Consider the following 24428-nt stretch of genomic DNA (forward strand, 5'->3'; position numbering starts at 1 on the left):
ACCCCTCCCTTAACGTACTGTGACACTGATATAAATTTTTTCGACGCTATCCACCGCTTGAATCCAAAGATTGATTCCAATGGAATCTGCATCCTTGCCCGGCAGCACTTCAATATCCTTTTGAGAATCAAAGTTTTGGATCGCACCCATATCCTGCAGGCTCTCGAGATAAGAGACCGCTTCGGCTTTAAACAGATTTCGCCCGTCTGCATCATTGGATACTTTGCCAAGGAAATGCTGTTTGAACACTCTGGATATATCATTAGCGATGGCGTCCAAGGTGCGAATAATCCGGTTTTTGCTAAATGGCTTACCCCGGTCCATCGTAAATGTCTTAAGCGTATTAATATCCTGCACAATTCGTACCTGGCCATTATCGGCAGTAAGCACCATTTCACCGTTACTGATCGCCTGAACAAGCTCTGTCTTCGTATATTTCGGAGATGCATCGACAGCGTTAGGGATCACCGCATAAGTCAACGATTGATTTACGCTTGCCCCTGCCTCCATGGCTGCAATCTCCCATACCAGAGAGGTCGGTTCTACCGTTAAGCCGTCAGCGGTCACGACACCGTTTTTCAGGCTGATTACTCCTTCATGATCCGCTTCAGGATAGTTACATAGTACAGTCTGAAACTTCTTCCCCTCGTTGTCCCGGAGACGCTTGGTATAAGCTGTTGCGAGTGATTTAATGACACTATCTTCTGTAGGCACAGCCAACACGTCAAATTCCTCCGCCTCAAAGGCTGCAAGGGCTGCGGTATATTCCCCAGCTCCGCCAGAACCGTCCGCCCCGCCCTCCAAGGAGGTCACAGCAGCGTCTGTCAACTCGCCTGTACCGCTAAAGTCCACAAAGTCATTGGATACCAGATCCTCTGCTTTTTCAACAGTCTGAATATCCACTTCCTCCTGATCCAAATACGTAATGACATTAAAAAAGCCCAGCATATCTATGTTGGACTGGATCGAGACCTTCAGATCATTCCCTCGTGAGCCGCCGTATTTAGCCGTCGCGGTCAAGCTGCCTGACACAACGCTTGCCTTCACTGCCCCGTTTGCTCCTAGGCGATAAATCAATACCTTATTAACATGGGAAAGTGCCGCAGCAATATGCCTGATCCGTGGGTCAACCGCATGAAAACCGATAGCAGCTAACGAGTTCTGCATAAATGTGCTTGCTTCAAGTGTGGTAATTCCTTCTTTGCCCCAAGGCAGATGAGCGGGAACCGCCAATGTCCCTCGTTCTCCTAATTTACCAAGCGCCTGTGCTTCAGATTTGAAATTAATGTACACATCAGGCAATACTTTGTTTTGTGTAGTCCAAGTGCCGCCCATTTACTTCACCTCTCTGCTCATAAATTGTTCTACTAACTGTGTCGCTTGTGTGATTGTATAAGTCTTGTTATCCTCCAGTACGATGCTAAGGATATCTCGATCAACACCTTGCCATTGCTCAGATTGCACAAATTGTTCCTTTGTAAATCGAGCTGCGTTCGTCTTTTGTTTGGTATCTTCCTCTTTTTTAGCCATAATTTAAGAATCCCTCCTGCTCGAGTGTTTGCATTTTCGGTGTTTCCGGCTTCGGCTTCCACACCCAGAAGTTATAATCCACAAAGAAATGCAATGTCTGATCATTAACTTCATGCTTCATATTCAGTCCCCGGTATAATTCGCCATCGATCTCTACTGCCACTAGCGCATCATAGAGTATTTCTGCGGTCGCATGAGCCTCTTCGTTGTATTGCGGGCCTTCCGGGAAAAAGCCAATGTCGAAGGTATGAGTACGGTGATAGCGCCTGTCCAGTTCTTGTACTTGGGATGTTGTAAGCAATTGAACCTTGAAATATGGTGTTTGCAGGCCCTGCTCAATCTCTTCGTCATAGACTGTTATGCCAGGAAATGCTTCCGCCAGAGCGCCTGCGATTTCCTGACGAAAGCGATTTGAACTTACTTTGTTCATAGCAGCACGCCTTTCTGCCATTCTCGCGTTGATTTTGTTCGTAAAAAAAGACCGATATGCTTCGGTCATGAGTATGCCTGATCCATTCGCAATCTTTCTTCGGGTGGCATAAGGGTATTGGGCCGCAAATCAGCCAGCCTTTCCTGCATTGCGTTCATAGCCTCCTCCTTTCTTATCATCCATCGTGAGCGGGAATGGATCTGGAGTTTGCACCACAACAAAAAAAGCCGGCGAAATTGCCGGCCATGACATAAGTTGTCTGCCCTTTTGTGGTGTCCGTGAGTCTCATTCCCACACTATCATTATAGCCTGGTTATTTTGGCAAAGTGGGACAGGCTCCGGTCAAGGAGCGGACAGGTTGCGGCCTTTGATTTGTATAATGCATGAAAATTCAAGTCCGCATGCCCTTTAAATATCATACGATAATACCGGCAGCTCGCAGGAGAAGGACTCGGTTCCGATCTGCAGCGACAGCTCTTGAACGGGTTCGCCACGATCACAATCCGGCCTTCGACCGGGCTCTTAAAAGCAAGCGCGTTCCCGGCCAAAGTTCCTTTGACGCCAAGCCGATTAACGTTCTGATCATAGGAGCTGTCCCCTCTTTCGTCATCGGAATTTGTATGCTCATTCTTGGGCCGACCCCAGGCTCGCTCTCTACGGATACAATTCATCTGGACACTTATTTCGAAAGTGATACAATAAAATCACTCAAGGAGGGGATGCCTTGCTATATCGTTGGTTCATTTTGCCATTCCGGCGGAGCATCCGGACAAGCCGGAGTCGATGTGGCTTATAGCAAGCATAGCAACAACATCAAAAAAGTATTGAAAAAGAAAACACCTCGCTTTTAATCCTGACAACTATGTTGTCAGGATTGTTAGTTTAGGATAAGAGACAGATGACCACACTTCACTGACCGAGGGGGAGGATATCCATGAGACTGGATCGTTTGCTGGGAATCGCACTGGAACTGATGGCCAAAAAAAGAGTAACCGCTGCGGAACTCGCCGCCAAGTTCGAGGTTTCGATTCGGACCGTCTACCGTGATGTCGAACTGATCAATCAGGCTGGCATCCCGGTCGCTTCGTTTACCGGTGCGGACGGCGGGTTCGAGTTGATGAACGGATTTTTCCTGACGAGGCAGCACTTCTCGGTCAATGACTTGTCGGTGATCTATACGCTTTTGAAGGCGATGGAAAGCGCTATGGGAGGTGTCGTGGCACCCGCAATGCGGAAGCTGGCCAGCCTGAATCCGGATCTTGCGAACGAAGGAAGCCATGAAGCCGTCATTCTAAGCATCAGCACGTCGGACTATGAGAGGGATATTGTTCAGGAGCTTTTCCGAGCTGTACGGCAGTCCTGCGTCGTCAGGCTGGAATACACAAGCACATCCGGCAAGACAACCGAGCGCAGCGTGGAGCCTCTGAATCTCTTGTGGGAAAAAGGCGTCTGGTACTTGGAAGGGTACTGTCGATCGCGGCAATCGAAACGGTATTTTCGCGTGTCGCGAATCGCCTCGCTCGACGTGTGCGGCGAAATATTCGTCCCACGGCAAATTCCAGACGAGTCGGAAGAGAGTGAAATTCAAGGAATTTGCGCCCATCTTCGCTTCGGCCTGGCGGTTCGCACCCGCGTATTCGAGCAATTTCCGGGTGAATGCACGTATCAGGGGGATTGGATCGATGTGCACACGACCTTTTACAAAAAAGAGTATGCGTTATCGGTCATTGCCAGCTACGGAACGAACGTCGAGATTGTATCGCCGGCTGAACTGCAGGGTGATGTCATCGCCCATATCGAAGCTATCCGCCAGCATTATGCGAAAAAACGAGGAGGAAATGGAATATGACGATTTTGGTGACAGGGGCAACAGGAACGGTTGGACAACATGTAACGGAGCTGTTGGTACAGCGGGGAAGTTCCGTAAGGGCGCTAACGCGTCATCCAAACGGGCAAAAGCCAAGCTGCCGGAAGGCGTAGAGATCGCTGCGGGCGATCTGATGAAGCCGGAGACACTAAAGGAAGCGTTGCAAGGGATCGAGGCCATGTTCTTGATTATCTCCAGCGACGAACCCCATGCTGATCTCAACACGGACCCTCAAGTAATAGCGCTGGCAGAAGCTGCCGGCGTGAAGCGAGTTGTCGTTCTGGTCGGCTATGAGGAAGGCATCGTAGAGGAAACGCTGCGGGCCAGCGGCATGCAATGGACGCTGGTTAAGCCGGTCGAATTCATGGCCAACGTGCTGGCGGATTGGGGGGAGACCATCCGAGCGGAAGGCGTCGTGCGGGAGTTCTACGGGGACGCGCTGAGCGCGCGGGTACATGAAGGCGATATTGCCGCCGTTGCTGTCGAGGCACTATTAGGCGGGGGACATCACGGTCGAAGCTATCCGCTGACTGGACCCGAAGCGCTGACACGTCAAGAAACGGTTCGCGCGATCGCAGCGGCGGTCGGTAAGGGCATCCCCTTCATCGAGCTGACCGAGGAAGAAGCACGTCAGCAATGGCGGGCTCAGGGCTACGACGAGGAGAGCGTTGATTTTTTCGTACAGATCGCGAAAAATCCGCCAGAGGCTGGCTATACCGTGTTGCCGACGGTTGAGCAAGTACTTGGGCGGCCAGCCCGGACGTTTGCCGAGTGGGCCGACGAGCATAAGCGGATGTTTCTATCCTAAAGAGGGTCAGAGGAGGGGTGAAAGATGGCCTACGCCATTGAAGCTCATGGCTTGCGCAAATCGTTCCAGACGCATGAGGCAGTATGCGGAGTGAACCTAGCGATTCGGCAAAGGGAGCTGTTCGCGCTCCTCGGTCCGAACGGCGCCAGCAAGACAACGACGATCCATATGCTGACCACACTGCTGCGTCCGGACGAGGGAACGGCAAGCATTTGTGGATACGACGTGGTGAAGATGCCGCTGTTGTGCGCAGACAGATCAGTGTCACAGGCCAGTACGCCGCGCTGGATGAGTCGCTTACCGGCTGGCAAAACCTGACCCTGTTCGCAGGACTTCACGGCTATTCGCGCAAGGATGCCCATGCGCTTGCAGAAAAATTGCTCAAATCGTTCAAATTGGAGGATGCGGGCAGCCGAACCGCCGGAACATATTCCGGCGGCAAGACGCTGACGATCCGACTGGCGGAGGGGACCGATTCAGCCAGCGTTAGTCGTCTGCTCGCAAGCGAATTTAAGCTAACAATCCATTCGGAAGAAGATGGTGCCTATTGTAGTACTCTGACCTGTTTCTTCGTCCATTCATAGGCTTCGCGAAGAGGCTGGTAACCTCGAGATCCTCTTCAGGATGATGAATCCGCAATTGTTTAGCGTGCGCCTTCTTAATGACGGATTCGTCCGTTGGCTGCCGAAGGCACCCGCTATTATCCTGATCTGTCTAAAAGCCAAATCATGAATCCTCCGCTTTCCCCGGATCGCAGGGACAAATTCATAGCCTTTGTATAGCATAAGCCAGCATGTACTACTTTTTTTCGGATTAGGGAAGGGTAACAGAACAGATGATAAAATATAAAATTGTTGAAAGGATGAGAACATGACGAGTTCTGTTACCGGCAATCAGGAAGCGATAAAAAACGTTCATGAATTAATCAAAGGGATCGAAACCGCGATGCTAACGACTGTTTCAGAAGAAGGACTCGTATCTCGGCCCATGAAAACCCAGGATGTCGAGTTTGACGGGACTCTTTGGTTCCTGACAAAAAAGGATAGCGGCAAATTCCACGAGCTGCTTCATAATCAACATGTGAACGTAGCCTATGTAGGAAAGTCCTTTGTCTCTATCCGCGGTAAAGCTGAATTGGTGGAGGATCAGGAGAAATTGCAACAATTTTGGAATCCGATGTACGAGGAGCTGCTTGAAACCACTTCTGACGATCCTAATCTGGTTCTCATTAAGGTAAATGCGGAAACTGCGGAGTATTGGGACTCGGGCAATAAATTCAAAATGGTCAAATTCTTGTTCCGCAGAATGTTAGGCAAGAATACTGAGGGGACGGATATGAATCAGATTGTTCATTTGACTTGAGACCATGTTATATTGGCGGGGTTCTCCGGCCGTTTGAAGCGGCCGCATCCGGCTAGTGGCGAAGTCACTCGCCTGCCAGGATTACTATCGACTTTCCTGGCACTCCATCAAATAAAATAAATAATCCGTTGGTACCCCAGCATACCCTTGCTGCTTCAGTATCGCGGTCACATTACCACGGTGATACGTCCCGTGATTGACCACATGATGCAGAATATCGGAGAAATGCGTATCGAGCCGGCCATACTTTGGATGCTCAATCGTCATCGCCTTGTCCGGCTCCGGCGTACGCCGGAGCAAATCGCGGAACTGCTCAGTTACACCGGCGAACAGTCGCTGCATCCCGTCTACGGTTTTTCCCTGCGTTTCCTCTGTCCACTCCGGGATCTTCGAAAAAATATTCTCGTTCGGTTCTCCCGCGAGCACTGACATATAGAGCTGCTCGAATAAGTACATATGTCCGAGCGTTTGCGCTACAGATGGGAACACGCTCGTCACCTCTGAATGAAATACATCCTCTGGAAGCTGCCCTAGGTGAGCGAACATTGTCGGGACATCGAGCAGAAACCGGGCCTCTCGATCGCTCCGTGCAGCCCGTTCTCCACCTTCTTCAATGCATTTTGTAACTCCTCCGTATACGGATAGCCTGTGCCTTGCGCAAATTTAAATGCGTCCACAAGCTGTCCATAATGCGAATCCCGCCATCGTGGCCTGATTCTGCAATTACCGGTACACCGCTGGCACATAATGCATCGATATATCGATGCACGGTGCGGACGCTAATCTCCAAACTGTTAGCGTTTCTGCGCAGCGGTGAGCTTCCTTCCGGAGCGCAGCATCCAGAGCATGGACAGCATGTTATCCCATTTAGCCATCGAAATTCCCCTCTTTTCCTTCCTCAAATTAAGGGACATCTGGTTAGGCTCCTGAACTAATAAACTGACGTTGAATCTGCTTTATTGTTACTCCTTACAACCCTGCACCCGACCAAAGTCGGCCTCAACTACGGTCATAGATAATATAACCCTGCCCTGCCGCAAACTCGCTAAATCCCGCCATATGCCGAAGTTGAACATGGATGCTTCGTTTGCTGCCCATCATAATAATATTGCGGAGATCCCTGTCCCCTTCGACAGGTAAAGCAAAGCATTTTGTATAAGGAAACACTTCGCTAAGCGTGCTATGTATTGCATTCATCCAGCGATCCTGCTCGCCTCTGCCCATAAGGTTCATGATCAGCGAACCGTGGTGATCCAGCTTGCTTGCGGCCATGTGAAAGAACTCGCTGGACAGAAGATGGCCAGGCGTCCCCTTAGGTGAAAAGGCATCCAGGACGACATAATCATAAACATGCGGAGGCTCGCTCTCCATTAGCTTCCGGCCGTCACCGACCCTCACATCATCCTTGGAATAACCAAACCACTCCCGGCTAATATCTACAACTGCTTCATCTAACTCCGCCACATCAAACGATCTGTCCGAAAAACACCGGGAAAGGGTGCCAATCCCATGTCCGATTAAGAATACACGTTCAAATGAGGTGTGGTTATATTCCATCAAGTGGCAGATTGCACGAAGGTATTCCAGCACGACACGCTCCGGATTAGCCATATCCATGACCCCTTGTACCGCCTCCTCCGAAAATTGAAGCACGCGAAAAATCCCCTTCTCTCCATCCAGTTCCACTGCCTCATATACGGCAACCTCATGGCCTTGGCTGAAGGTCTTATACAACAATTTCAAGCGACCTGATTCCCTTCTATGTTGAATTGAACCGATATGATTTGGCGATGTATTCCCACGGGACGTGATCACACAGCCATACCTGATTTTCCGACCTATAAAAGGTGAATCCATCCCGATACATAGCTCCTGCCCGAACCGTCAGGACAACGGGCTTGCCGTGGCGGCCGCCAACACGGATGGCCGTCTCCCTCTCCTCCGTGAGATGTACGTGCTGCCGGGATTGCTTCGTAATTCCCTGCATGCGTATACTGTCAACGGATCGCGTTGCCGTGCCATGGTATAAGTATTCTGGCGGGGCTTCTACTTTAAGCTCAACATCTACGGCAATGGAGTGCCCTTGGTTGGCGCGAATTTTGCTGTGGTCTTCATTAAAGCTATAGCGCTGTTTGCTATTCTCTCGCACAATCCGTTCCAGAGTATCCATGTCAACGGCACGTCCTGCACGCTGCATACCTGCCAGAAGCTCCTTAACGTCCGCCCAGCCATTCGCGTCAAGCTTGATCCCCACAGCTCCGGGATTATGACGCAGGATCAGGCTCAGGAACCGCCCAAGCTCTACGTCTGGTTTACTTTGTCTCATTATACCTTCCTCCTTTCATAGCATATCCGGCTTACTCAATACGATCAGAGAATGTCCCATCCCTTCACTACAGCAGCTCTTTTCCACCATACTGCGACCAATGACGGGTTATTCCAGAACACCCCGCAGCGTATGCACCAAGAATGAAATACCATTTATGGAATAGCTAAATCTATTCGCTTTACTATTTCTTATTAGTTTTATTAATTCATCAACTCTCATTAGTTGATAACCTCCCTAACAACTTCTAAGTAAAACTTCATTAATAAGTTGTCACATCTTCCTTTACCAAGGAATATTGTACTCCGCCACCAGTTTGACCAAACCATGTAGAAACCTTGCCAGCTTTAACTTCCATTGGCTTATACTATAGCTCACTCAGTATTTTATCAGCCCTTAACCTTTCGATAAAGTCTTCCAATGCATCACTCTCAGAATCGTATAGTACCTCAGAGATTACACTTTCTCTCTCATCTACCGTATAGACACTCCATCCTGTAAATACCTTTCTAATTACAACTTCATTCGCTCTATGGGCATGATCACCGTACAAATTAAAATTCTTCAATTTTTCTTTCTTGATTATCTTTAGCGCTTCTTCTCTTGTCATACAAATCATTCTCCTACATGCAAAAAGGGCTCATCCCTAACTTATGATTCAAGTTGGAATAAGCCTTGCACCTAGTTCAATATGCTAAATTTCCTTTGGTCATATCACCTGTCTTTGTATCGATAATAAAGCTCCAACCATTTCTTCTATAAATATCAGTATTATCCTCATCACCTTCACATACAACAGATGGCTGGTTCTTTAAGGTCGATAAATAATTAAAATCAAAGCCTTGCGGGGGACGCTCAACAAATAGAAAAATCTGTTTACCCTCAAAGGAAAGATAAAAAATTTGGTCTTGAGAATAGTTTTGCCCTGCCTCAACAACCACATATTGTTTTTCATTATTTAAGAAGAAAAATATGCATTATCATACTTTTTAGTTATGTGTTTTCTATTGTTTCGAAACAACCGATTGTCCTGCTAGTCATCCTTAAAGATGGATATTACCTTCTCATCTTCTTTATCGTCGTGGTGGACTTTTACAGCAATTTATAAAAAACAACAGGTATTACATGCGTTATATGTGTTATTGGTTGAAAAATGGATTCATTCGGCACTGGGTAACCCTCGTGATGATATACAACAGAGACCCATCTCGATGCTCTATCATTAAATCAATGCCTCCTGAAAACAAGTTAATTTATTTTGCATATTTTGCTACTTTATTATAAAAATATTCACAGGCCATATCTTCATCATCAAATATTTTTAATCCTGATTTGTTTCCTCTTTCACTATAATATACTTCCCAATTATCTCCATCCCTAGTTATACAATACTGTTCATTTGGAAGCCCCCCTTTTAATATCGAATAAATATCCTTAGGCACATTAATTTCTATCAATTTTTGCTCTAGTTCTTTTACCTTCATTGTGGTGTAATCCTCCTTAGTATTCCGGCTTCTAATAAATTTTCAACTGTATCTGGCAATACGTATTGTATACCGCCTCCAACTTCATCAAACCATGGTGCTATCTTCCCTCCCTTAACTTCAATAGGAGCAACGACTTCAAATACGCTATAGGGTCTTAAATCTGTACCTGGTGCAACAGCCCTCATTCCATAAGGAATACCTTCTGGCGAAACAAATGTACCTGTATCATAACCATATCTATCTATCCTAAATCCAGGTTGTAAAGTTTCCTCGATCGGAGTATTTAAAAACCCATCGTTTTTAGGCCAATTTATTGCGCCTGTTTCTTGATTATAATATTTAGGATTATCAAATACATCCTTATACTTTAAATACAACCCATCATTTGGAGGGTAGTTCCAACCAGATAATTTAGCCCTATCCATTTCAGAAATTACCTTTTTAACTTCACCGGTCCCCTTAGTTCGCCACTCAACTGCATCTTCCCCGTATTTTTCCTTAAAGTACTTGTCCCAATCTTCCCCAAACATCGGCTTACGGGTGTCCCACGAACCACTACCATCAGCAGTCCCATCAATCACTGGTTGCTCTTTCTTATTAAATTCCGGCGTAGTATTACTTTTAAATGACCCCCCGCTGCCTTTGGAGCTGGATTTAAACGCCTTCCTTACTACCCCCAGACCAAAAAACGTTCCTGCGAGCCCCGCACTATCTAGCCAATGATCCTTAGAATATGGATCGTCCGTAGTAATAACGCCTACCAACGGTTCATACACCCCGGACAATACTCCAGAGGATAACCAATCAATATAAGTATATACTGATTCATTCCTGTTCTCAGCTCGATAGACATAGCCATCGTAAATTCCTTTGGGAATGCCGAAGCTTAAATAATTCAAGAAATCGCCAGGTGAATCAAACGCCTTATTCCACCGCTCATCTGCTGCCGTCTTAATATCAGAGCCGATTTCCTTGAAGCTGTCTATTGATTTTTCAAATGGGTTTCTCGTATCCACCAATCGCTCCGGAATAAAGCACATATTAAAAATATTAGGCATTGGTTCAACGAGACCCTTGTTCATATAAATCAGATTTAATACGCTATGATCAATCTTTCCATTAACCTCGAACTTATACTGAAGCTCCGAAGATAATTCACTAGAGTTAAAATTGTCCTGGAATCTTTCAACGGCACTTAACAGCTCTGGACTATATTTTCCCGTTATTTCGCCATGATATAGATTTAATTCTGCTAAAAACTGCTGCACATATTCAATATTCTCTTTCGAGACGACCTGATTATATTCCTCCACCTTAAGTTGAATTTCTCGTCGTCTCGCCTCTGCTGCAATTGCCCCTGCCTCAATGAATTCGTAGCGTTCTCTTGCCCAGTTCTGATATTTCAAGTTAATCATGCCAAGTGCAATGGCGAAACGCAGTTCACTCAGGACAGGCATGGCCGAGCCATCTGTTTTATAAGGATCATACCGAAGTGCGTTGAGAGGTGAGCCTAAGTAGTGATCTCTTAAATTGACATCAGCCGCAAACCATTTCTCCGATACGCCAAGACCTGATAGCTGTGCCCGTGCTTGCTCCGCCAATCGATGAGCTTCATCCATATACTTCTGGTTGCCAAACTTGCTATAAATCGCGTACTCCGTTTGGTATTGAGCAATTTGGTCGAAGGCATTTTTAATTAACGTAAGCTGCTGTTCTGCAAATAAACGCTCTTCAGCACTCCCGCTATGCAGCATTTCAAAATAGGCGCTAATTTGTTCATCTTCCCTAAATTTGCTCAGTCTGGATTCTAAAGTGATTTGCTTCGCCAGTTGAATGGCATTTTTAATCAGGTCAAGCAGACTAAGACGTTTCGTGACATTTGCCGAAGAGCTAATTGGATACTTTGCGGCCAATTCTTTGCGGAATCCGGGCTGAATTGAGAATTTCACCGAACCCTTCTTCACTAAAGTCTTGATTTTAGCCTCTTCTTCAGCGTATTGCCTAGCTATGGATTTCAACAGATCACTTTTATTATGTAATTGATCATGGATAGATTTTGCTTGCTTCCGTATATCATACAGTGTTTCCTCCGCCCGATTAGCTGCGGCTCCTACATCCATAGATTCAGGATAATTCCTTCTAGTCAAACGAACTACATCTTGGATATCCGTTTGTAATCTTGCAATCCGCTCTTCAATAAACTGGTCGAGGCGTTTCATATCTTGGGACAATTGGATCAGTCTGTCCGTATTCACACTTTGCTTACTACTTATCTCCCTCACCTGCTTTTGTACTACAAATTTTCACCAAATTATACAAAAAAGAATAGCAGCAATGGGAAATTTTATCATGAGTCAGAGGTACTATCACTCACTTATTAGAGTCTTCAATCATTTGGAGAGTAAGTAGAAAGTCTTATTTTAGTATGACTAATGGTCTTGAGACTCTCTTTACTACACCATAAATCTATTAATGCGTTCAATGAATCTAAAGTCATTCATCCTAATTCAAGCATGAGATAAGCTACTATCATTCTGCTCTTCGAAGCATTCGCTCAAGGAGAATCAACTGTTCTTCAGTTCGGAGAACTTTCGCATATTCAAGCCAGGGTTGATGCACTGATTACATCTAAAAAGGCGGCAACTTTTCCGTTACCACCTTCCCTCAATTTAATTGACGCTGACTAGCCCAACGATAGCCCATGCCCCATTTTAAGCGTTCTTCCGTTTCATCATCGATCAGTACTCGTTAATTTCTCAAAGATTCTGCGAAACATTGAAGTTGATTTTAAATGAGTTGGCTTCGGTAAATGCTTAAATGCAACTGCATCTATACCGGCAAGATTCATGAGTTTGCGTAAATCTGTGACAACCTCCATAAAATACAGCTGACGATCTAAGGTACCTGCATATTGTCTTAAATCGTAATCATTTTCTAACGATGGGTACAGGTCATATAAATCGTCAACTAGTATCTTTTTTATGGCCTCCTTTGTAATCGATGGGTCCATGCTGCATTCGTCGACAATGGTTTGCAATGTCTCTTTAAGGGCGTGGCGATCATAAAGTGAATTGGACAATAAATGCCGCAAATCATACAGATCCTTAAATCTGGGCCTTACAATCGTCTGGTGCAGCTTCCAGGCTACTTGAACCGACAGCGGCACAGTGTAAGGCACAAGGAAGCTCACGCCAAAGAGTGGAACATATTTTAGAGGAATAGGCTGTATGTTCAGTTCTAAATTAAATGACACGTCCAGATAGAATTCATCGTATTCGGAAGCTTCTCCCCCTTCATTTTTAAAACAATAAGCTATGTCGGTGTTGACCGTAGGAAAATCATCTGCCATGGCGTAATCTATGTATCTCCAAAATGCATTCTCGCGAAAACTTCTAAACATGACTCCATCATCCAGATCCAGCTCCGTTACTTGGATCAGCCATGCTGTAAATATTTCACGTGCCTGTTCAGCATCAGTGATCTTGCCTGCGTACAGAAAATCTACATCATCTACCTCACGAAGAGTACGATCCGATAAATATTGTCTTGTTAACAGGCTGCCTTTTAATACAAACGGCTGGTTTACAAGAGCAGTTCTTCTCAAAAACGCTTCTAGAACAACGAGCTCTCTCGTTTCATAGCTTAGATCTTTATAATGTCTCATCTACTAAATCTCCCCCCTTAAATCCATCCGCTATCTAAATCCTCTCTGCTGTCATAGATGCATAACTCATATTGTTCCTTCATCAGCTCGATGTGATTTGCTTGTAAAACGGTATGTATTTTGCCTACACGGTCATAAAAATTTTCCTTACTCTCATACTCCCGAACCGTCACGAATCTTACCTTCCCATTGGCATTTAGAAAGTTTCTGGAGATATGTCCGCCATAACCTGCGCACAGACTTTTTAAGTTATCCACTTCATCGACCTGCACTTTGCCATGCCACTCAAAATAGGGTTTGGAGCTCTTAAGAAGCGGCTGATCAAAGTACTTCTCTTCCTTTGCAGGGATTTCCACCTTTGTTCTTACAACGGTAAATCCTTTGTTCTGGAATGTCGTTGCCACCCGTTCAATTTCTTGATTCGCTTGCTGAAAATCCGTTCCGTGAACAATTCCCGTAATCATCGGTTGATGGATGTAATTGCCCTGATCCAAGACAATCAAGACCGGTTTCACCTGCTCCTGATTGCAAACGTTCATAAAAGCCTCCTTTTCATCCAAGGTTAAATCTTGCACTGTAATGTGAAATTCAAACTCCATTTGCTAAACCCCTTCATATTGTCTTATGTATAACTTGACCCATATTAATATCTCGGTTAATTTCCGGGGAAATTTCACTCAATTAAAAAGCTTATCCCTGCTCATTTCTGAGATGGAATAAGCTTTTTTGTTGCTTCCATAAATTCTTAAGATTATTTATAGTACTCCTTGACCTTCAAACCAGCTTGTTTTTTTGTAGTAATTCTAGAGCCGTCGCTGTCCTCGTTCTATCTATTAATTTACAATAAGCCTTTTCCAAAATCCAGCGTATAGAACGTCCCCCTTCTAACTCATAATTTCAATTATCCCGCACCCTCAGTCCGGCCAATTCAATCCTGTGCTTACCCGCTCCAGCTTCTCGGTGGATACCACTGGCTTAAGGCTGCTCTTCTTATACAAGAGCATCTCCTTGTTGACGACATATGTATCAGCGATCTTATCGTGCAGTCCCTGCTTGTGCTCCGTAAAAATGGCCATGATATAACCAATTCCGAAGATGGATGAAATCAGCTTGCTCCAAAATCTCGCGTTGGCTTTACCCCAGCTAATTCTCTCATCCATATCGTCGACCACAACTACACCTAGCATGATCTTGCCAAGGGTTGCCTGGTATTTGGAAGATTCCATTATGGTGAAATACAGCCATTGAGCGACCAAACTGAATATCACCAATATCCCGTCGATACGATACATCAACTCCTCCGGGGTAATAAAAATAAAGGTAACTATCAATAAGGACAGCACCAAAAAAATCCGGTCTATAAACATAGCAAAATACCTTCTCCACAGCACATCATACATTAGGCTCTTTCCTCCTAGTAAACCGCCTAGAACGCTTCAAAACGAAATCAGTGCCTCATTCTACACGGCGGCAGCGGTCTCGATTGGTCTAGATTTAAGTATTTCTTCCTCCTATCAGGCAAGCGCCGGCAACAATATCATGCAGCGCCTGTTTTTCCTTGTTAAGCCCGCTATGAACCAGCCACCTTTACTCAATACCAACCTCCTCGAACGAACGTTTTTACTAAAAAAGTACTAAGTTCTAAAGCTCAAAACTATTTATGTACATCCTCATCTTACCAATTTATGAACAAGTTGACCATGCACGATTAAAATATAAAAGATGCCCCCCACCATCCATGTCTTCTCTCGCATTGAAGGATCAGACTGGATATCAATGAAGGGCATCGATTTATACTAGTTATTCAAATCATCGAACATGGAGCCGGCAACGGTGACTTCAATTTGTTCAAGCTCCTTAATTCCTTGGAGATCAGGGAGTTTATTGTAGGCATGAGTCAATTTGGACAGTTTCACATTATCTACCCATGCTCTTACATAATACTTGCCGTTTTGCATGCTGGCATGTGTATATACCGGAATATTGGTTGGGTTAATCTGAATCGTGACCTCCGTCGTTTCTGTGATTTTGTACATCTTAGGTTCGCCCTTTTTCACGAATTCCCGGTATTTATAGTACAGATTGCTGCCTGCTGTTGAAGATTCGCTATAGCCCTCAAGTACCTTTTTCCAGAAAGGATGCGTCTTGCTCTCATCTTGGTCCTGGGAAAAATAAATCGGTTCAACTACTTTATTATACCGTTTGGAATCGCTATTCCGATCCTTAACCTCGAGCAATACCGCACCATTGACGCCTTTAGGATCCTCATACGTCAAAGTCCCTGGAACGGCTTTAAAGCCGCCGCCCTGCGGGGATAGCTTTTCATTTTTAATGTTGACCGCGTCTTTTTTGGCGTTGATATAGATCAGGTTCGTTTCGTACTGGAACGAATGAATCAGGGCATTAACCAGATCGCGGTGATCGGCCGTGTCTGCCTCCGACTGCTTGAAGGTAACGGTTTTGACGGTGAAGGTATAGCTGCCCGCCGGATTGAAGTAGTATCCCGATTTGATCGGATAATCATATTTCTGCAAATCACGATCGGTTGCGAATACAGCTTTATCATAAAGTTTTTTATTGTTTTTGCGATCCTTGGCGGCATTTCTGGCCGTGGCATACTCCTCTGCCATCGGCTTCTCCTTCTTCCAGGCAATATTAGCGCTGGCTTGCTGGGTGAATGTCCGCTTATACTGGCCAGGGACCGCAACTCCATAATCGGCAGCATCGACCTTCACGCCTGATGGCTGGTAAGGCCTTCCTTCCTCGTCCAAATGATACATCCAGCGAATAACATTATAGGTGTAAGGCTCATTCTCCCAGAATAAATCCTTCTTAAACGAATCTACCGTATTGTTGTCAATTTTATTCTGGTATTGTGGTTTGGCTAAATCCTTCTCTCCGTTGTATACATAGAATTCGAAGGCCTTCTTATCTAGTCCGGGTTGGAAGGAAGCTGTAGCTGTGCCTGTCTCGGTCACGGTAGTGCATACTTTCTTGCCATCTTCATCCGTGCTGCATACCTGTCTATCGTACTTATAATTCTTTCGAATACTCCCATCCTGGGATACCGTGCCGATTCTCTGAATCGGTGTTCTTGGATTAGGATCCGGCTTCATCCATTTCCGGTTCAAGGGATCATCGCCGAAATCCTCCCGCTTGATCGTCGTCAGAAAGATCGGATTCCTCGTCACTGTAGTATCCGACTCATTAATGTACGGATTATTCAGAACCTGATGGTCTCTAAATAAGGTCGGCGTATTATTCGTTACGTTGAGCTCCCCCGTCGTATTGCTTGTCCACACTGCGTCAGACCTAGGCAGTGTAACCGTTGCCGTATGGGAATTGCCCTGGTTAAGCGGGAACCTCTCCCTCTTCGATAATACATTGTATGGAAGCTCTTCTGGAGTGACAAGCTTGATAGCCTTTGGATAGGAATCGAGGATATTATTGCTTAGATCCTCCTCCTCCGGCGATTTGCCATCCTTATTAATGTTAAATTGGATGCGAACCTCGCTATCCGGCATGGTAAAGTCAGCATACAGAATCCGGCTTTGGTTCCGGTCCAGCTTAACGGTACCAGACTCCGCTGTTCCATGCCCGCTGAATGTCAGCCCCTCCGCGGCGGTGATCTTTCTCCCATCGCTCACACGCGTAATCGTCCATTCATATTTCGAGCTCACCGAATCGATAAAGCTGGAGTTCACCTTTACCGCTACACGTACCGACTCCCCCGGAACGGCTTCAGTCGGCAGCTCCTCAAATTCTGCGGAAACATCATCCTTCAGCAATTTGAAAGGAGCGATCGGAATATCCAGGTAAGTTATGCCGATACTGCTATCGATATATACCGTCCCGAACCCCCATGAAATTTCGGTCGGCGGCTGGAGTACGTGGACGTAATCAATCCATCTGCCTTGCTTGGGTTTAGCATTTTCTTCATATACTTCGAGATCTGCCAAGGTAGAGTTTTGATTGTTATACATGAATTCTTTATATGGTACCCCTGCGTAATGAATGTTTAATCCTTTTTGAATTGCCTCTTCAAAGGTGCCATCAGGGAGAAATTTGTTGAGTGGGTCTTTGTAGGCGTCATAACGATTCCCAGTAATCCCATACTTGCTTTTCACCCCTCGATCAGTCCAAGGTGCCGGGATTAGAGGGAAATTTTGTATTTTAGTTCCGCTCCAGCCTGCAAACCAAGGCACATCTTCTGTTGGTATAGAATGACCATCTAAAGAGTACCCGCTATACTCCATCATTTCCTTACCCTTATGATTCAGTTTTCGGCCATGTGATTCGCCATAGACTATCTCGTAAGTATGTAGCTTCATCTTATCTCTTTCTTCTAAGTTCTCACTAGGTTGTGATGCTCTGTTCAATCTACCTCGGATTAAATCCTGCCTGAGATTTAAACGCTTGTTATCTTTGGAGATATGATCCTTATAGTAATCTTTCTGTCCGTATAGAGCCTCCATATCATGATTGATTTTAGCAAGCACTTCTTCAACTGTCTTAGGCACTTGATCTTCTAACGAGTAAGTCAATTGATAAGGTAATACACCGTAAAGAAGAGTCACAGCAAATATTATCCTTATAAACCTATTCATGGATGCACCTACTTATAATATATACTAATATCTATACTTGAATTAATGTTAGAAGCAACAATAATTGTAAATGTATCATCAGTAAATTCCTTTGCTTTTAATTCCGGTTCGCGTGTCTTTTTAGTTCTCACATAATCCATAACAGATTTAACAGTTTTTTCGTCCACTTTTTGCGACAATATATCTTCTACTTCTTCCAACTGCATTTCATAATTTGCCCCTATAACGGTAAACTCTACAAGTAACACCATGAGAGCTTTTGTACCTTTGCCTTCACCTTCCTTGATTCCTAACTGTGAACCAGTATTGTATTTAACCTTAAAACCGTGTAAGTCTACAATCTGCTCCGACACTTGCTTAACCTCGCTAGGATCAAATCCAGCCGTATTTATATATACCGTCCTCACTGCAGAATCCCATTTTACGGACGCATCTAATCCCTCACTTATAAAACGAAGCGGAACGAAGGTTCTACCGCCAACCCGCTCTGCGGCTGTATCCATTTGTTTTTCCACGCCATTTACCGTGTACTTCTTGCTGCCAAGTACCAGAACCACTCGGTTTGAATCCAGGTCAACCGTAACGGTCTTAGTAGTCGCGTTCCAGCCTACTTTCGCTCCCAGTGCTTCACTAACGAAACGAACAGGCACCTGCACTCGCTGAGCCTTATCTACATAAGGCTGCTCGTCTGGGAAATAAATGCGGTTCGTATTAACCTCTACGCGCAGTGGCAATGGTTTTGCTGCGGTCAAGAATGGTACGAGCCCCATCAATAACAGCAGCATGGCTAGTGTTGTTGCAATTCTTTTTTTCATAATTTTGATCCTCCTGTATTATGTAATTAATTGATCTTGCTTATTAAATATCCCTTATACCCACTACTTATAATAAATGCTAATATCTATACTTGAATTAATGTTAGAAGCAACAATGGTACGAGCCCCATCAATAACAGCAGCATGGCTAGTGTTGTTGCTATTCTTTTTTCATACTATAACCCTTCCAATATTTGGTGTATGGATAACTGCTACTTGTAGAAAATAGTTAAAACAATGCTGGAATTGATTTTTGATTCAACATCAATCTTATACTTGCTATCTGTGAACCTCTTTTTCTTCAATTCAGGTTCACTTGTCGTCTTAGTTTTCACATAGTTCATAATCTAACAGTATTTTCTTCTACTTGTTGAGATAAGATTTCTTCCACTTCTTCTAACTGCTTTTCATAATCAGTACCTTTAAACGCAAAAACTATACTTAAATTCATCAATGCATAATCTTCTCCAAAAATATCATACTCGCCTCTTGTTATACGTAGCATTGATCCCGTATTATGCTGCACTTTAAAACCATATATATCTTCCTCTTCAATCTGATCCAATCCTTGCTTAATTTCAGTTGGATCAAATTCGGCTGTATTTATAAATACCGTTCTTACTACAGAATCCCATTTTACGGATGCATCCAGCCCCTCACTTATAAAACAAGCGGAACGAAGGTGCGGCCGCCAACCCGCTCTGCGGCTGTGTCCATTTGTTTCTCCACGCCATTTACCTTGTACTTTTTGCTGCCAAGTACCAGAACCACTCGGTTTGAATCCAGCTCAACCGTAACTGTCTTGGTAGCTGCGTTCCAGCCTACTTTCGCTCCCAGTGCTTCACTAACAAAACGCACAGGCACCTGTACGCGCTGAGCTTTATCTACATATGGCTGCTCGTCCGGGAAGTAAATGCGCTTCGTATTAACCTCTACGCGCAGCGGTAATGGTTTAGCTATAGACATCGCTGGTACTAGACCCATTAATAAAAGCAGCACAGTTAATGCTGTTGCTGTTCTTTTTTCATAATTTTGATCCTTCCGGTTTATCTTCATTAATTTCAAATCCAGTTGTAGTTAATATATGCCGTTCTTACTATCGACAGATGTTAGCCGTCCTTCAACAGATGTCGGTACTCTTTTTCTAGCGATAGATTGGCTATAAAGAAGAAACATGCAGAGAAAAAGCTCACAATCGCTCCTATTCTAATTGTTCTTATCATGTTTTCACCTATTTATAAAAAACAGTTATTGAAATACCCGAATTAATATTTGAGCCAACATAAATTTTATAAGTCTTGTCTGTGAAAGTTTTCATTTTTAATTCTGGTTCCTCACTTGTCTTCGTCCTTACGTATTTCATAATTGAATTTACAGTCTCTTCATCAATTTTTTGCAACAGAATATCCTCTACTTCCTGAACTTGCTTATCATAATCATTTCCTATGAAAGAGAAGTTTATTAACAAATCTATTAAGGCATACGTTGGTTTTTCTATCGGATCGTATAGTCCTTGCGTTATATCCAGTCCTGAACCTGTGTTGTGTTTCACTTTAAAACCATATATATCTTCCTCTACTACCTGATCCGATCCTTGCTTATCTTCACTAGGTTCAAATCCGACTGTGTTTATATATACCGTTCTTACCGCAGAATCCCATTTTACGGACGCTTCCAGCCCCTCACTTATAAATCGAAGCGGAACGAAGGTTCTACCGCCAACCCGCTCTGCGGCTGTATCCATTTGTTTTTCCACGCCATTTACCGTGTACTTCTTGCTGCTCAGTACCAGAACCACTCGGTTTGAATCCAGGTCAACCGTAACGGTCTTAGTAGTCGCGTTCCAGCCTACTTTCGCTCCCAGTGCTTCACTAACGAAACGAACAGGCACCTGCACTCGCTGAGCCTTATCTACATATGGCTGCTCGTCCGGGAAATAAATGCGCTTCGTATTAACCTCTACGCGCAGCGGTAATGGTTTAGCTATAGACATCGCTGGTACTAGACCCATTAATAAAAGCAGCACAGCTAATGCTGCTGCTATTCTTTTTTTCATTTTTTAACCCTCCTATATTTAGATATAAGTTTGGTTTATTACTGAATAACTTATATATTCACTACTTATAAAATATAGTTACTGCAATATTTGAATTTATATTTGATGCCACTCTAATCTTAAATGTATCATCGTAAAATACTTTCGGTTCCAACTCTGGTTCAGGTGTTTTTTTAGTATTGACATAAATCATAACAGATTTAACAGTTTTTTCTTCAACTCTTTGTAAAAGGATTTCTTCTAACTCCTCTAGCTGCATCTCATAATCTCCCCCCACATACCGAAATCTATAAGGATTGCCATGAGAGCCTGCGTACCTTGAGCTTCCCCTTCCTTGATTTCTAACTTTGAACCCGTATTATACTTAACTTTAAAACCATGTAAGTCTTTTTCTACAACTTGATCCAATCCTTGCTTATCTTCACTAGGTTCAAATCCCGCTGTATTAATATAGACCGTTCTTACTGCAGAATCCCATTTTACGGATGCATCCAGCTCCTCACTTATAAAACGAAGCGGAACGAAGGTGCGGCAACAAAGCGCACAAGCACCTGCACACGCTGAGCTTTATCTACATACGGCTGCTCGTCCGTGAAGTAAACGCGCTCTCCGTTTACCTCCACCCGCAATGGAGCGGACTTGGCCAGCACCGCCCCAGGCAGCAATCCCATCAACAGCAGCACCGCAGCCAGCATTGCTCCTACTTTTCTCAACTCAACGATTCCTCCTTAAAAAGATACGCCCATCGAAATGTCCCTCGAAATCATACCCTCAATCTTTCTATACTGCTCCTCGGCGTGTGTAAGAAACTTCGCTTTGTTCTGCAGCTCGGCGACCACCTTCCTGTGGCGCAGCCTCACTTGGTCACAGGACCGGTGGACCTGATGAACTTGCCTTTGGACGTTAGGCTCGCTGTAGGCTCGGCTCGTACTGGAGGTGATTCGCTCTGCCTGGGACAGCATCTGCTGTACCCGGGAGCCCAGATAGTCCTCGAATTTTTTGATTTTCAATTTCAAGTGATTTAGACGGCCGAAATCCACGGCTAATTTCAAAGAGGTATGCGAGCTGTAGCCTTTGAGGATTTTAGCGGTATAATTCTTCTTGCCAGAAGCCTTCCGGGCCGTAATCAAGCCCGCTGCCCGCTTCGGAAGCTGTGCCAGCAATTTGATATTGGATTTAAACGTTTGATATCTTTTGGATATTCCTGCTTTAGCTTCATGGATGGCCGTGTTGACGCTATTCGAAACATCGTTGACCGCTTTATCCCAAGCATGCTTAATCGCTTTAAGAATCTTTTTGGTCGTCTCGGCAATACTCTTGAAGAAGCTCGCTACTGCATTTTTAACCTTTTCTTTGAATCGCTCTATCGCCTGGGCCGCACGAACTCCCGCCACTACGATATCCTTAGCCAGTTCCTTGGCTCGCTCCTTAAATTTCTCCCATTCCATTTTCACTTGCTCGGCAAACCTCGTTAATGCCTCACCCACCTTCTTTCCAGTCTTAATGAGTTTAAGAGCGGCTATAGCCAATTGCTTCACGATCCAGTCGCCGAACTGATTAAGCTTGTCCAGCAGGTAGTTAATCCCGTTCATAATATTCTTGCCTAGGGAATTGAGGAAATCGTCGGCAAATATGAAGGGGAACAAGTAAGCCCCGATAAAAGCAACCACCAGCTCAACCTCATCCCCATATTCCTCGGCAATTTTATTAAACGCAAAATCATCCAAATGGCTAAGTACCATGGCCGCCCCGGCCCATTTTTGGAATTCGCCTTCTTTTTCGAACCCTTCAGCGCCGCTCTCCATAAAGGCCAGTACACCATCCAACGCATAGCTGCGGTAAGGCTCCTCCATTGTCTCGTTAATATAAATGGTAAATTCATTGATGAACTTGGGGATATTGCCCTGCTCGGCTTCACCTCTTATCTGACCGTTCTCATCGAGGACAATATTAGGACGGTGGTTATAAATAAACTGCTCCTGCTTCTCCGTATAGATATATTTGATTGTTCCGGCAATGGGATTAAGCAGGCAGTTGACGAAATCATCCATAGCGGATATCGAGGTAATTTTGTGCTTGTTCGCCTCGATCCGGTCCTTGTATTTCTCTATAAATTCCTTCGAGAAGCCTTGCCCATCAAACGATAGAGCCCGATCCACCTTATCGGACAGAATCGCCACGTACTGCGTCTTATTTCCGCCTTTGGAGTGCCCCGTAACTGTGATGTTGTCGTATTTCAAGCTCTCTACATATTCCAATGCGGCGATTTGCTGATCCGTATCCGACAGATAACCGCCCTGCCCGTTGTCATGCCACTCATAGTCGCCGCCTGTTCCCCGGAAGACCACGGTTGCATCCCCCTCAGGGTCTACGAACGCAGCTGCCCGCATCCCGACCTCAAGCGGCTTGCCATCGCTGCCCCGTATCGTTTTCCCGCTCTGGTCATACATGACGCCGGTTCGGCCATCCGTAACCTTTAGAGAACGCAGCTGCGGATCCTTCTCGATGGCCCGTAAAATGACGAGCCATTCTTCCTTGGACATTTTACAGGGATACTCGTCGTCCGTGCCGACTTTGCTCAGGTTCCGGCTCTTATCAAGACCGTTGCTATATAGAAAAGAATCTACGATATCTCCGACCTTCTTGCCGTTGCTGTCAGCTACCCCCTGGAGGTAGATCAGGTTGTTCAACAGCAATAATTGATTCTCATTCAATTCAGCCATCCGCTTGCACCTCCTCTCCGTTCTGCCTGATCCTCATATCCGGAGTCACCATGACCGATGTATAATCCCCAACAAAATACCCCTCATCCTGCAAAGCGCTCAAATTCTGGGGTCCTGAGCCAATAGAATCGTACTTCTCATCCACCACGGTATACAGACGTACGAAACCAACCATTTTCTGCTCGCGCATCTTCCCCGCGATTTGGCGCAAGCTGGCCTCGACGTCCTTCCCCTCCACTGAGGATTGCTTCACAAAAATAACCGTCTCCGATGAGAAATTCTCGTCTGGGCGATAAATCTCGGCAATCGTCGTGTCCTTAGTCAATCGATCCGGCAGCACACCCTCGCCAAATTCGACATACAGCTTGAAATCGTCGTATGTTCCGCTGACAACCTCGGAAAGAGCCGCCTCATACTGAGGTCTTATGAATATTCCGAAGTACCCGTCACTGATGTGGTATGAGCCGTCCTCCATTTTCGTGCCCCATACCTCAAAATGATCCTGCTCGGATCCTTGCTTTGGATAAGCCTGCAATCGGTCATAGCTATATGCCCAATCGCTCAGGCTCAGTGAGATCGGAACGAACTCCTCCCCATACTTCTCTTCCAGATGTGCCAGCATTTGCTCCTTGATCGCTTCCGGGTTCGGCTTCTTGCTCATACATCCACTCACTCCCCATAAAATAATGATGCTTAACAGGCTCAAGATGAATTTATTCTTGCATGGGTTCATACTATCCCTCCCTTATAAAA

The 24428-nt window shown here is 45.1% G+C and carries 31 protein-coding genes and 1 pseudogene; 6 read left to right on the top strand and 26 right to left on the bottom strand.

What is annotated here, in order from left to right; genetic code table 11:
- Positions 1-9 precede the first annotated feature (9 nt).
- Genes BN2762_RS24090 through BN2762_RS24100 form a run of 3 tightly spaced genes read right to left on the bottom strand, consistent with a single transcriptional unit; the run spans position 10 to position 1960 of the window.
- Positions 10-1335: a phage tail sheath family protein gene (locus BN2762_RS24090; RefSeq protein WP_055109348.1), complete on the bottom strand. Its 1326-nt coding sequence runs from the start codon at positions 1333-1335 to the stop codon at positions 10-12.
- Positions 1336-1530 (bottom strand): YqzN/YkzM domain-containing protein, encoded by a 195-nt coding sequence (locus BN2762_RS24095; RefSeq protein WP_055109349.1) that lies wholly within the window; start codon positions 1528-1530, stop codon positions 1336-1338.
- Positions 1523-1960 (bottom strand): phage tail terminator family protein, encoded by a 438-nt coding sequence (locus tag BN2762_RS24100; protein WP_074048760.1) that lies wholly within the window; start codon positions 1958-1960, stop codon positions 1523-1525. Before BN2762_RS24100 ends, BN2762_RS24095 begins: the two co-directional genes overlap by 8 nt.
- 383 nt (positions 1961-2343) lie before the next feature.
- On the opposite strand from BN2762_RS24100, the gene BN2762_RS24105 reads away from it, so the two are divergent.
- The 6 genes and pseudogenes from BN2762_RS24105 to BN2762_RS24130 all read left to right on the top strand — a co-directional run bounded on the left by BN2762_RS24105 (position 2344) and on the right by BN2762_RS24130 (position 5997).
- Positions 2344-2811, top strand: a complete 468-nt coding sequence (locus BN2762_RS24105) for a hypothetical protein (RefSeq protein ID WP_055109351.1) — start codon at positions 2344-2346, stop codon at positions 2809-2811.
- Positions 2812-2894: 83 nt separating this feature from the next.
- Positions 2895-3809 (top strand): helix-turn-helix transcriptional regulator, encoded by a 915-nt coding sequence (locus BN2762_RS24110; protein WP_055109352.1) that lies wholly within the window; start codon positions 2895-2897, stop codon positions 3807-3809.
- Positions 3806-4635 (top strand): annotated as a pseudogene (locus BN2762_RS24115) (NAD(P)H-binding protein). Before BN2762_RS24110 ends, BN2762_RS24115 begins: the two are co-directional and overlap by 4 nt.
- 24 nt (positions 4636-4659) lie before the next feature.
- Positions 4660-4953: an ATP-binding cassette domain-containing protein gene (locus BN2762_RS27945; protein ID WP_055109353.1), complete on the top strand. Its 294-nt coding sequence runs from the start codon at positions 4660-4662 to the stop codon at positions 4951-4953.
- Positions 4881-5219, top strand: a complete 339-nt coding sequence (locus BN2762_RS27950) for a P-loop NTPase family protein (protein WP_230202588.1) — start codon at positions 4881-4883, stop codon at positions 5217-5219. Before BN2762_RS27945 ends, BN2762_RS27950 begins: the two co-directional genes overlap by 73 nt.
- Positions 5220-5505: 286 nt before the next feature.
- Positions 5506-5997 (top strand): pyridoxamine 5'-phosphate oxidase family protein, encoded by a 492-nt coding sequence (locus BN2762_RS24130; protein WP_055109355.1) that lies wholly within the window; start codon positions 5506-5508, stop codon positions 5995-5997.
- A gap of 84 nt (positions 5998-6081) precedes the next feature.
- Here the strand turns inward: BN2762_RS24130 and BN2762_RS24135 are convergent, their stop codons facing one another.
- From BN2762_RS24135 to BN2762_RS24225, 23 genes are all read right to left on the bottom strand, one after another.
- Complete coding sequence (locus tag BN2762_RS24135) at positions 6082-6543, bottom strand: DinB family protein (RefSeq protein ID WP_055109356.1); 462 nt, start codon at positions 6541-6543, stop codon at positions 6082-6084.
- Positions 6528-6674 (bottom strand): hypothetical protein, encoded by a 147-nt coding sequence (locus BN2762_RS28235; protein ID WP_316246830.1) that lies wholly within the window; start codon positions 6672-6674, stop codon positions 6528-6530. Before BN2762_RS28235 ends, BN2762_RS24135 begins: the two co-directional genes overlap by 16 nt.
- Positions 6608-6766 carry a hypothetical protein gene (locus BN2762_RS28240; protein ID WP_316246828.1) on the bottom strand — a complete coding sequence of 53 codons (159 nt, stop codon included), beginning with the start codon at positions 6764-6766 and terminating at the stop codon, positions 6608-6610. Before BN2762_RS28240 ends, BN2762_RS28235 begins: the two co-directional genes overlap by 67 nt.
- A gap of 230 nt (positions 6767-6996) precedes the next feature.
- Positions 6997-7740, bottom strand: a complete 744-nt coding sequence (locus BN2762_RS24140; protein ID WP_055109357.1) for a spermidine synthase — start codon at positions 7738-7740, stop codon at positions 6997-6999.
- Between the two features lie 16 nt (positions 7741-7756).
- Positions 7757-8323 carry an RNA 2'-phosphotransferase gene (locus BN2762_RS24145; protein WP_055109358.1) on the bottom strand — a complete coding sequence of 189 codons (567 nt, stop codon included), beginning with the start codon at positions 8321-8323 and terminating at the stop codon, positions 7757-7759.
- Positions 8324-8585: 262 nt separating this feature from the next.
- Positions 8586-8681 (bottom strand): glycohydrolase toxin TNT-related protein, encoded by a 96-nt coding sequence (locus BN2762_RS28370; RefSeq protein ID WP_074048683.1) that lies wholly within the window; start codon positions 8679-8681, stop codon positions 8586-8588.
- 9 nt (positions 8682-8690) lie between these two features.
- Complete coding sequence (locus BN2762_RS24150) at positions 8691-8933, bottom strand: hypothetical protein (RefSeq protein WP_055109359.1); 243 nt, start codon at positions 8931-8933, stop codon at positions 8691-8693.
- A 76-nt stretch (positions 8934-9009) separates the two neighbouring features.
- Positions 9010-9264 (bottom strand): hypothetical protein, encoded by a 255-nt coding sequence (locus BN2762_RS24155; protein WP_055109360.1) that lies wholly within the window; start codon positions 9262-9264, stop codon positions 9010-9012.
- Between the two features lie 312 nt (positions 9265-9576).
- Entirely contained in the window at positions 9577-9807 is a 231-nt protein-coding gene (locus BN2762_RS24160; protein ID WP_055109361.1) for a hypothetical protein, read from the bottom strand.
- A complete protein-coding gene (locus BN2762_RS24165) occupies positions 9804-12065 on the bottom strand; it encodes a glycohydrolase toxin TNT-related protein (protein ID WP_055109362.1) in 2262 nt (753 codons plus the stop codon). Before BN2762_RS24165 ends, BN2762_RS24160 begins: the two co-directional genes overlap by 4 nt.
- 476 nt (positions 12066-12541) lie before the next feature.
- Positions 12542-13474, bottom strand: coding sequence for a nucleotidyl transferase AbiEii/AbiGii toxin family protein (locus BN2762_RS24170; protein WP_074048684.1), 933 nt, complete (start codon positions 13472-13474; stop codon positions 12542-12544).
- 17 nt (positions 13475-13491) lie between these two features.
- Positions 13492-14013 (bottom strand): hypothetical protein, encoded by a 522-nt coding sequence (locus BN2762_RS24175; RefSeq protein ID WP_230202589.1) that lies wholly within the window; start codon positions 14011-14013, stop codon positions 13492-13494.
- A gap of 375 nt (positions 14014-14388) precedes the next feature.
- Entirely contained in the window at positions 14389-14874 is a 486-nt protein-coding gene (locus BN2762_RS24180) for an RDD family protein (protein ID WP_055109364.1), read from the bottom strand.
- Positions 14875-15270: 396 nt separating this feature from the next.
- A complete protein-coding gene (locus BN2762_RS24185; RefSeq protein ID WP_055109365.1) occupies positions 15271-17457 on the bottom strand; it encodes a hypothetical protein in 2187 nt (728 codons plus the stop codon).
- Between the two features lie 632 nt (positions 17458-18089).
- Complete coding sequence (locus tag BN2762_RS24190) at positions 18090-18896, bottom strand: copper amine oxidase N-terminal domain-containing protein (RefSeq protein ID WP_055109366.1); 807 nt, start codon at positions 18894-18896, stop codon at positions 18090-18092.
- Between the two features lie 340 nt (positions 18897-19236).
- Positions 19237-19461 carry a hypothetical protein gene (locus BN2762_RS24195; protein WP_055109367.1) on the bottom strand — a complete coding sequence of 75 codons (225 nt, stop codon included), beginning with the start codon at positions 19459-19461 and terminating at the stop codon, positions 19237-19239.
- 95 nt (positions 19462-19556) lie between these two features.
- A complete protein-coding gene (locus BN2762_RS24200) occupies positions 19557-19862 on the bottom strand; it encodes a copper amine oxidase N-terminal domain-containing protein (protein ID WP_187386577.1) in 306 nt (101 codons plus the stop codon).
- A 265-nt stretch (positions 19863-20127) separates the two neighbouring features.
- On the bottom strand, positions 20128-20952 hold the full coding sequence (locus BN2762_RS24205) for a copper amine oxidase N-terminal domain-containing protein (RefSeq protein WP_055109369.1): 825 nt from the start codon (positions 20950-20952) through the stop codon (positions 20128-20130).
- Between the two features lie 61 nt (positions 20953-21013).
- Positions 21014-21211: a hypothetical protein gene (locus BN2762_RS24210; RefSeq protein ID WP_055109370.1), complete on the bottom strand. Its 198-nt coding sequence runs from the start codon at positions 21209-21211 to the stop codon at positions 21014-21016.
- Positions 21202-21459, bottom strand: coding sequence for a hypothetical protein (locus tag BN2762_RS28375; protein WP_083485224.1), 258 nt, complete (start codon positions 21457-21459; stop codon positions 21202-21204). The genes BN2762_RS24210 and BN2762_RS28375 overlap by 10 nt, the downstream gene beginning before the upstream one ends.
- Positions 21456-21665: a hypothetical protein gene (locus BN2762_RS27955; RefSeq protein WP_055109371.1), complete on the bottom strand. Its 210-nt coding sequence runs from the start codon at positions 21663-21665 to the stop codon at positions 21456-21458. Before BN2762_RS27955 ends, BN2762_RS28375 begins: the two co-directional genes overlap by 4 nt.
- 15 nt (positions 21666-21680) lie before the next feature.
- The gene (locus BN2762_RS24220; protein WP_055109372.1) at positions 21681-23675 is read right to left on the bottom strand and encodes an Mbeg1-like protein; all 1995 of its coding nucleotides are present in this window, start codon (positions 23673-23675) and stop codon (positions 21681-21683) included.
- The gene (locus BN2762_RS24225) at positions 23668-24336 is read right to left on the bottom strand and encodes a hypothetical protein (RefSeq protein ID WP_148500004.1); all 669 of its coding nucleotides are present in this window, start codon (positions 24334-24336) and stop codon (positions 23668-23670) included. The genes BN2762_RS24220 and BN2762_RS24225 overlap by 8 nt, the downstream gene beginning before the upstream one ends.
- Between the last annotated feature and the right edge of the window lie 92 nt (positions 24337-24428).

Origin of the sequence: Paenibacillus ihumii (assembly GCF_001403875.1) — a bacterium.
GTDB classification, from domain to species: Bacteria; Bacillota; Bacilli; order Paenibacillales; family Paenibacillaceae; genus Fontibacillus; species Fontibacillus ihumii.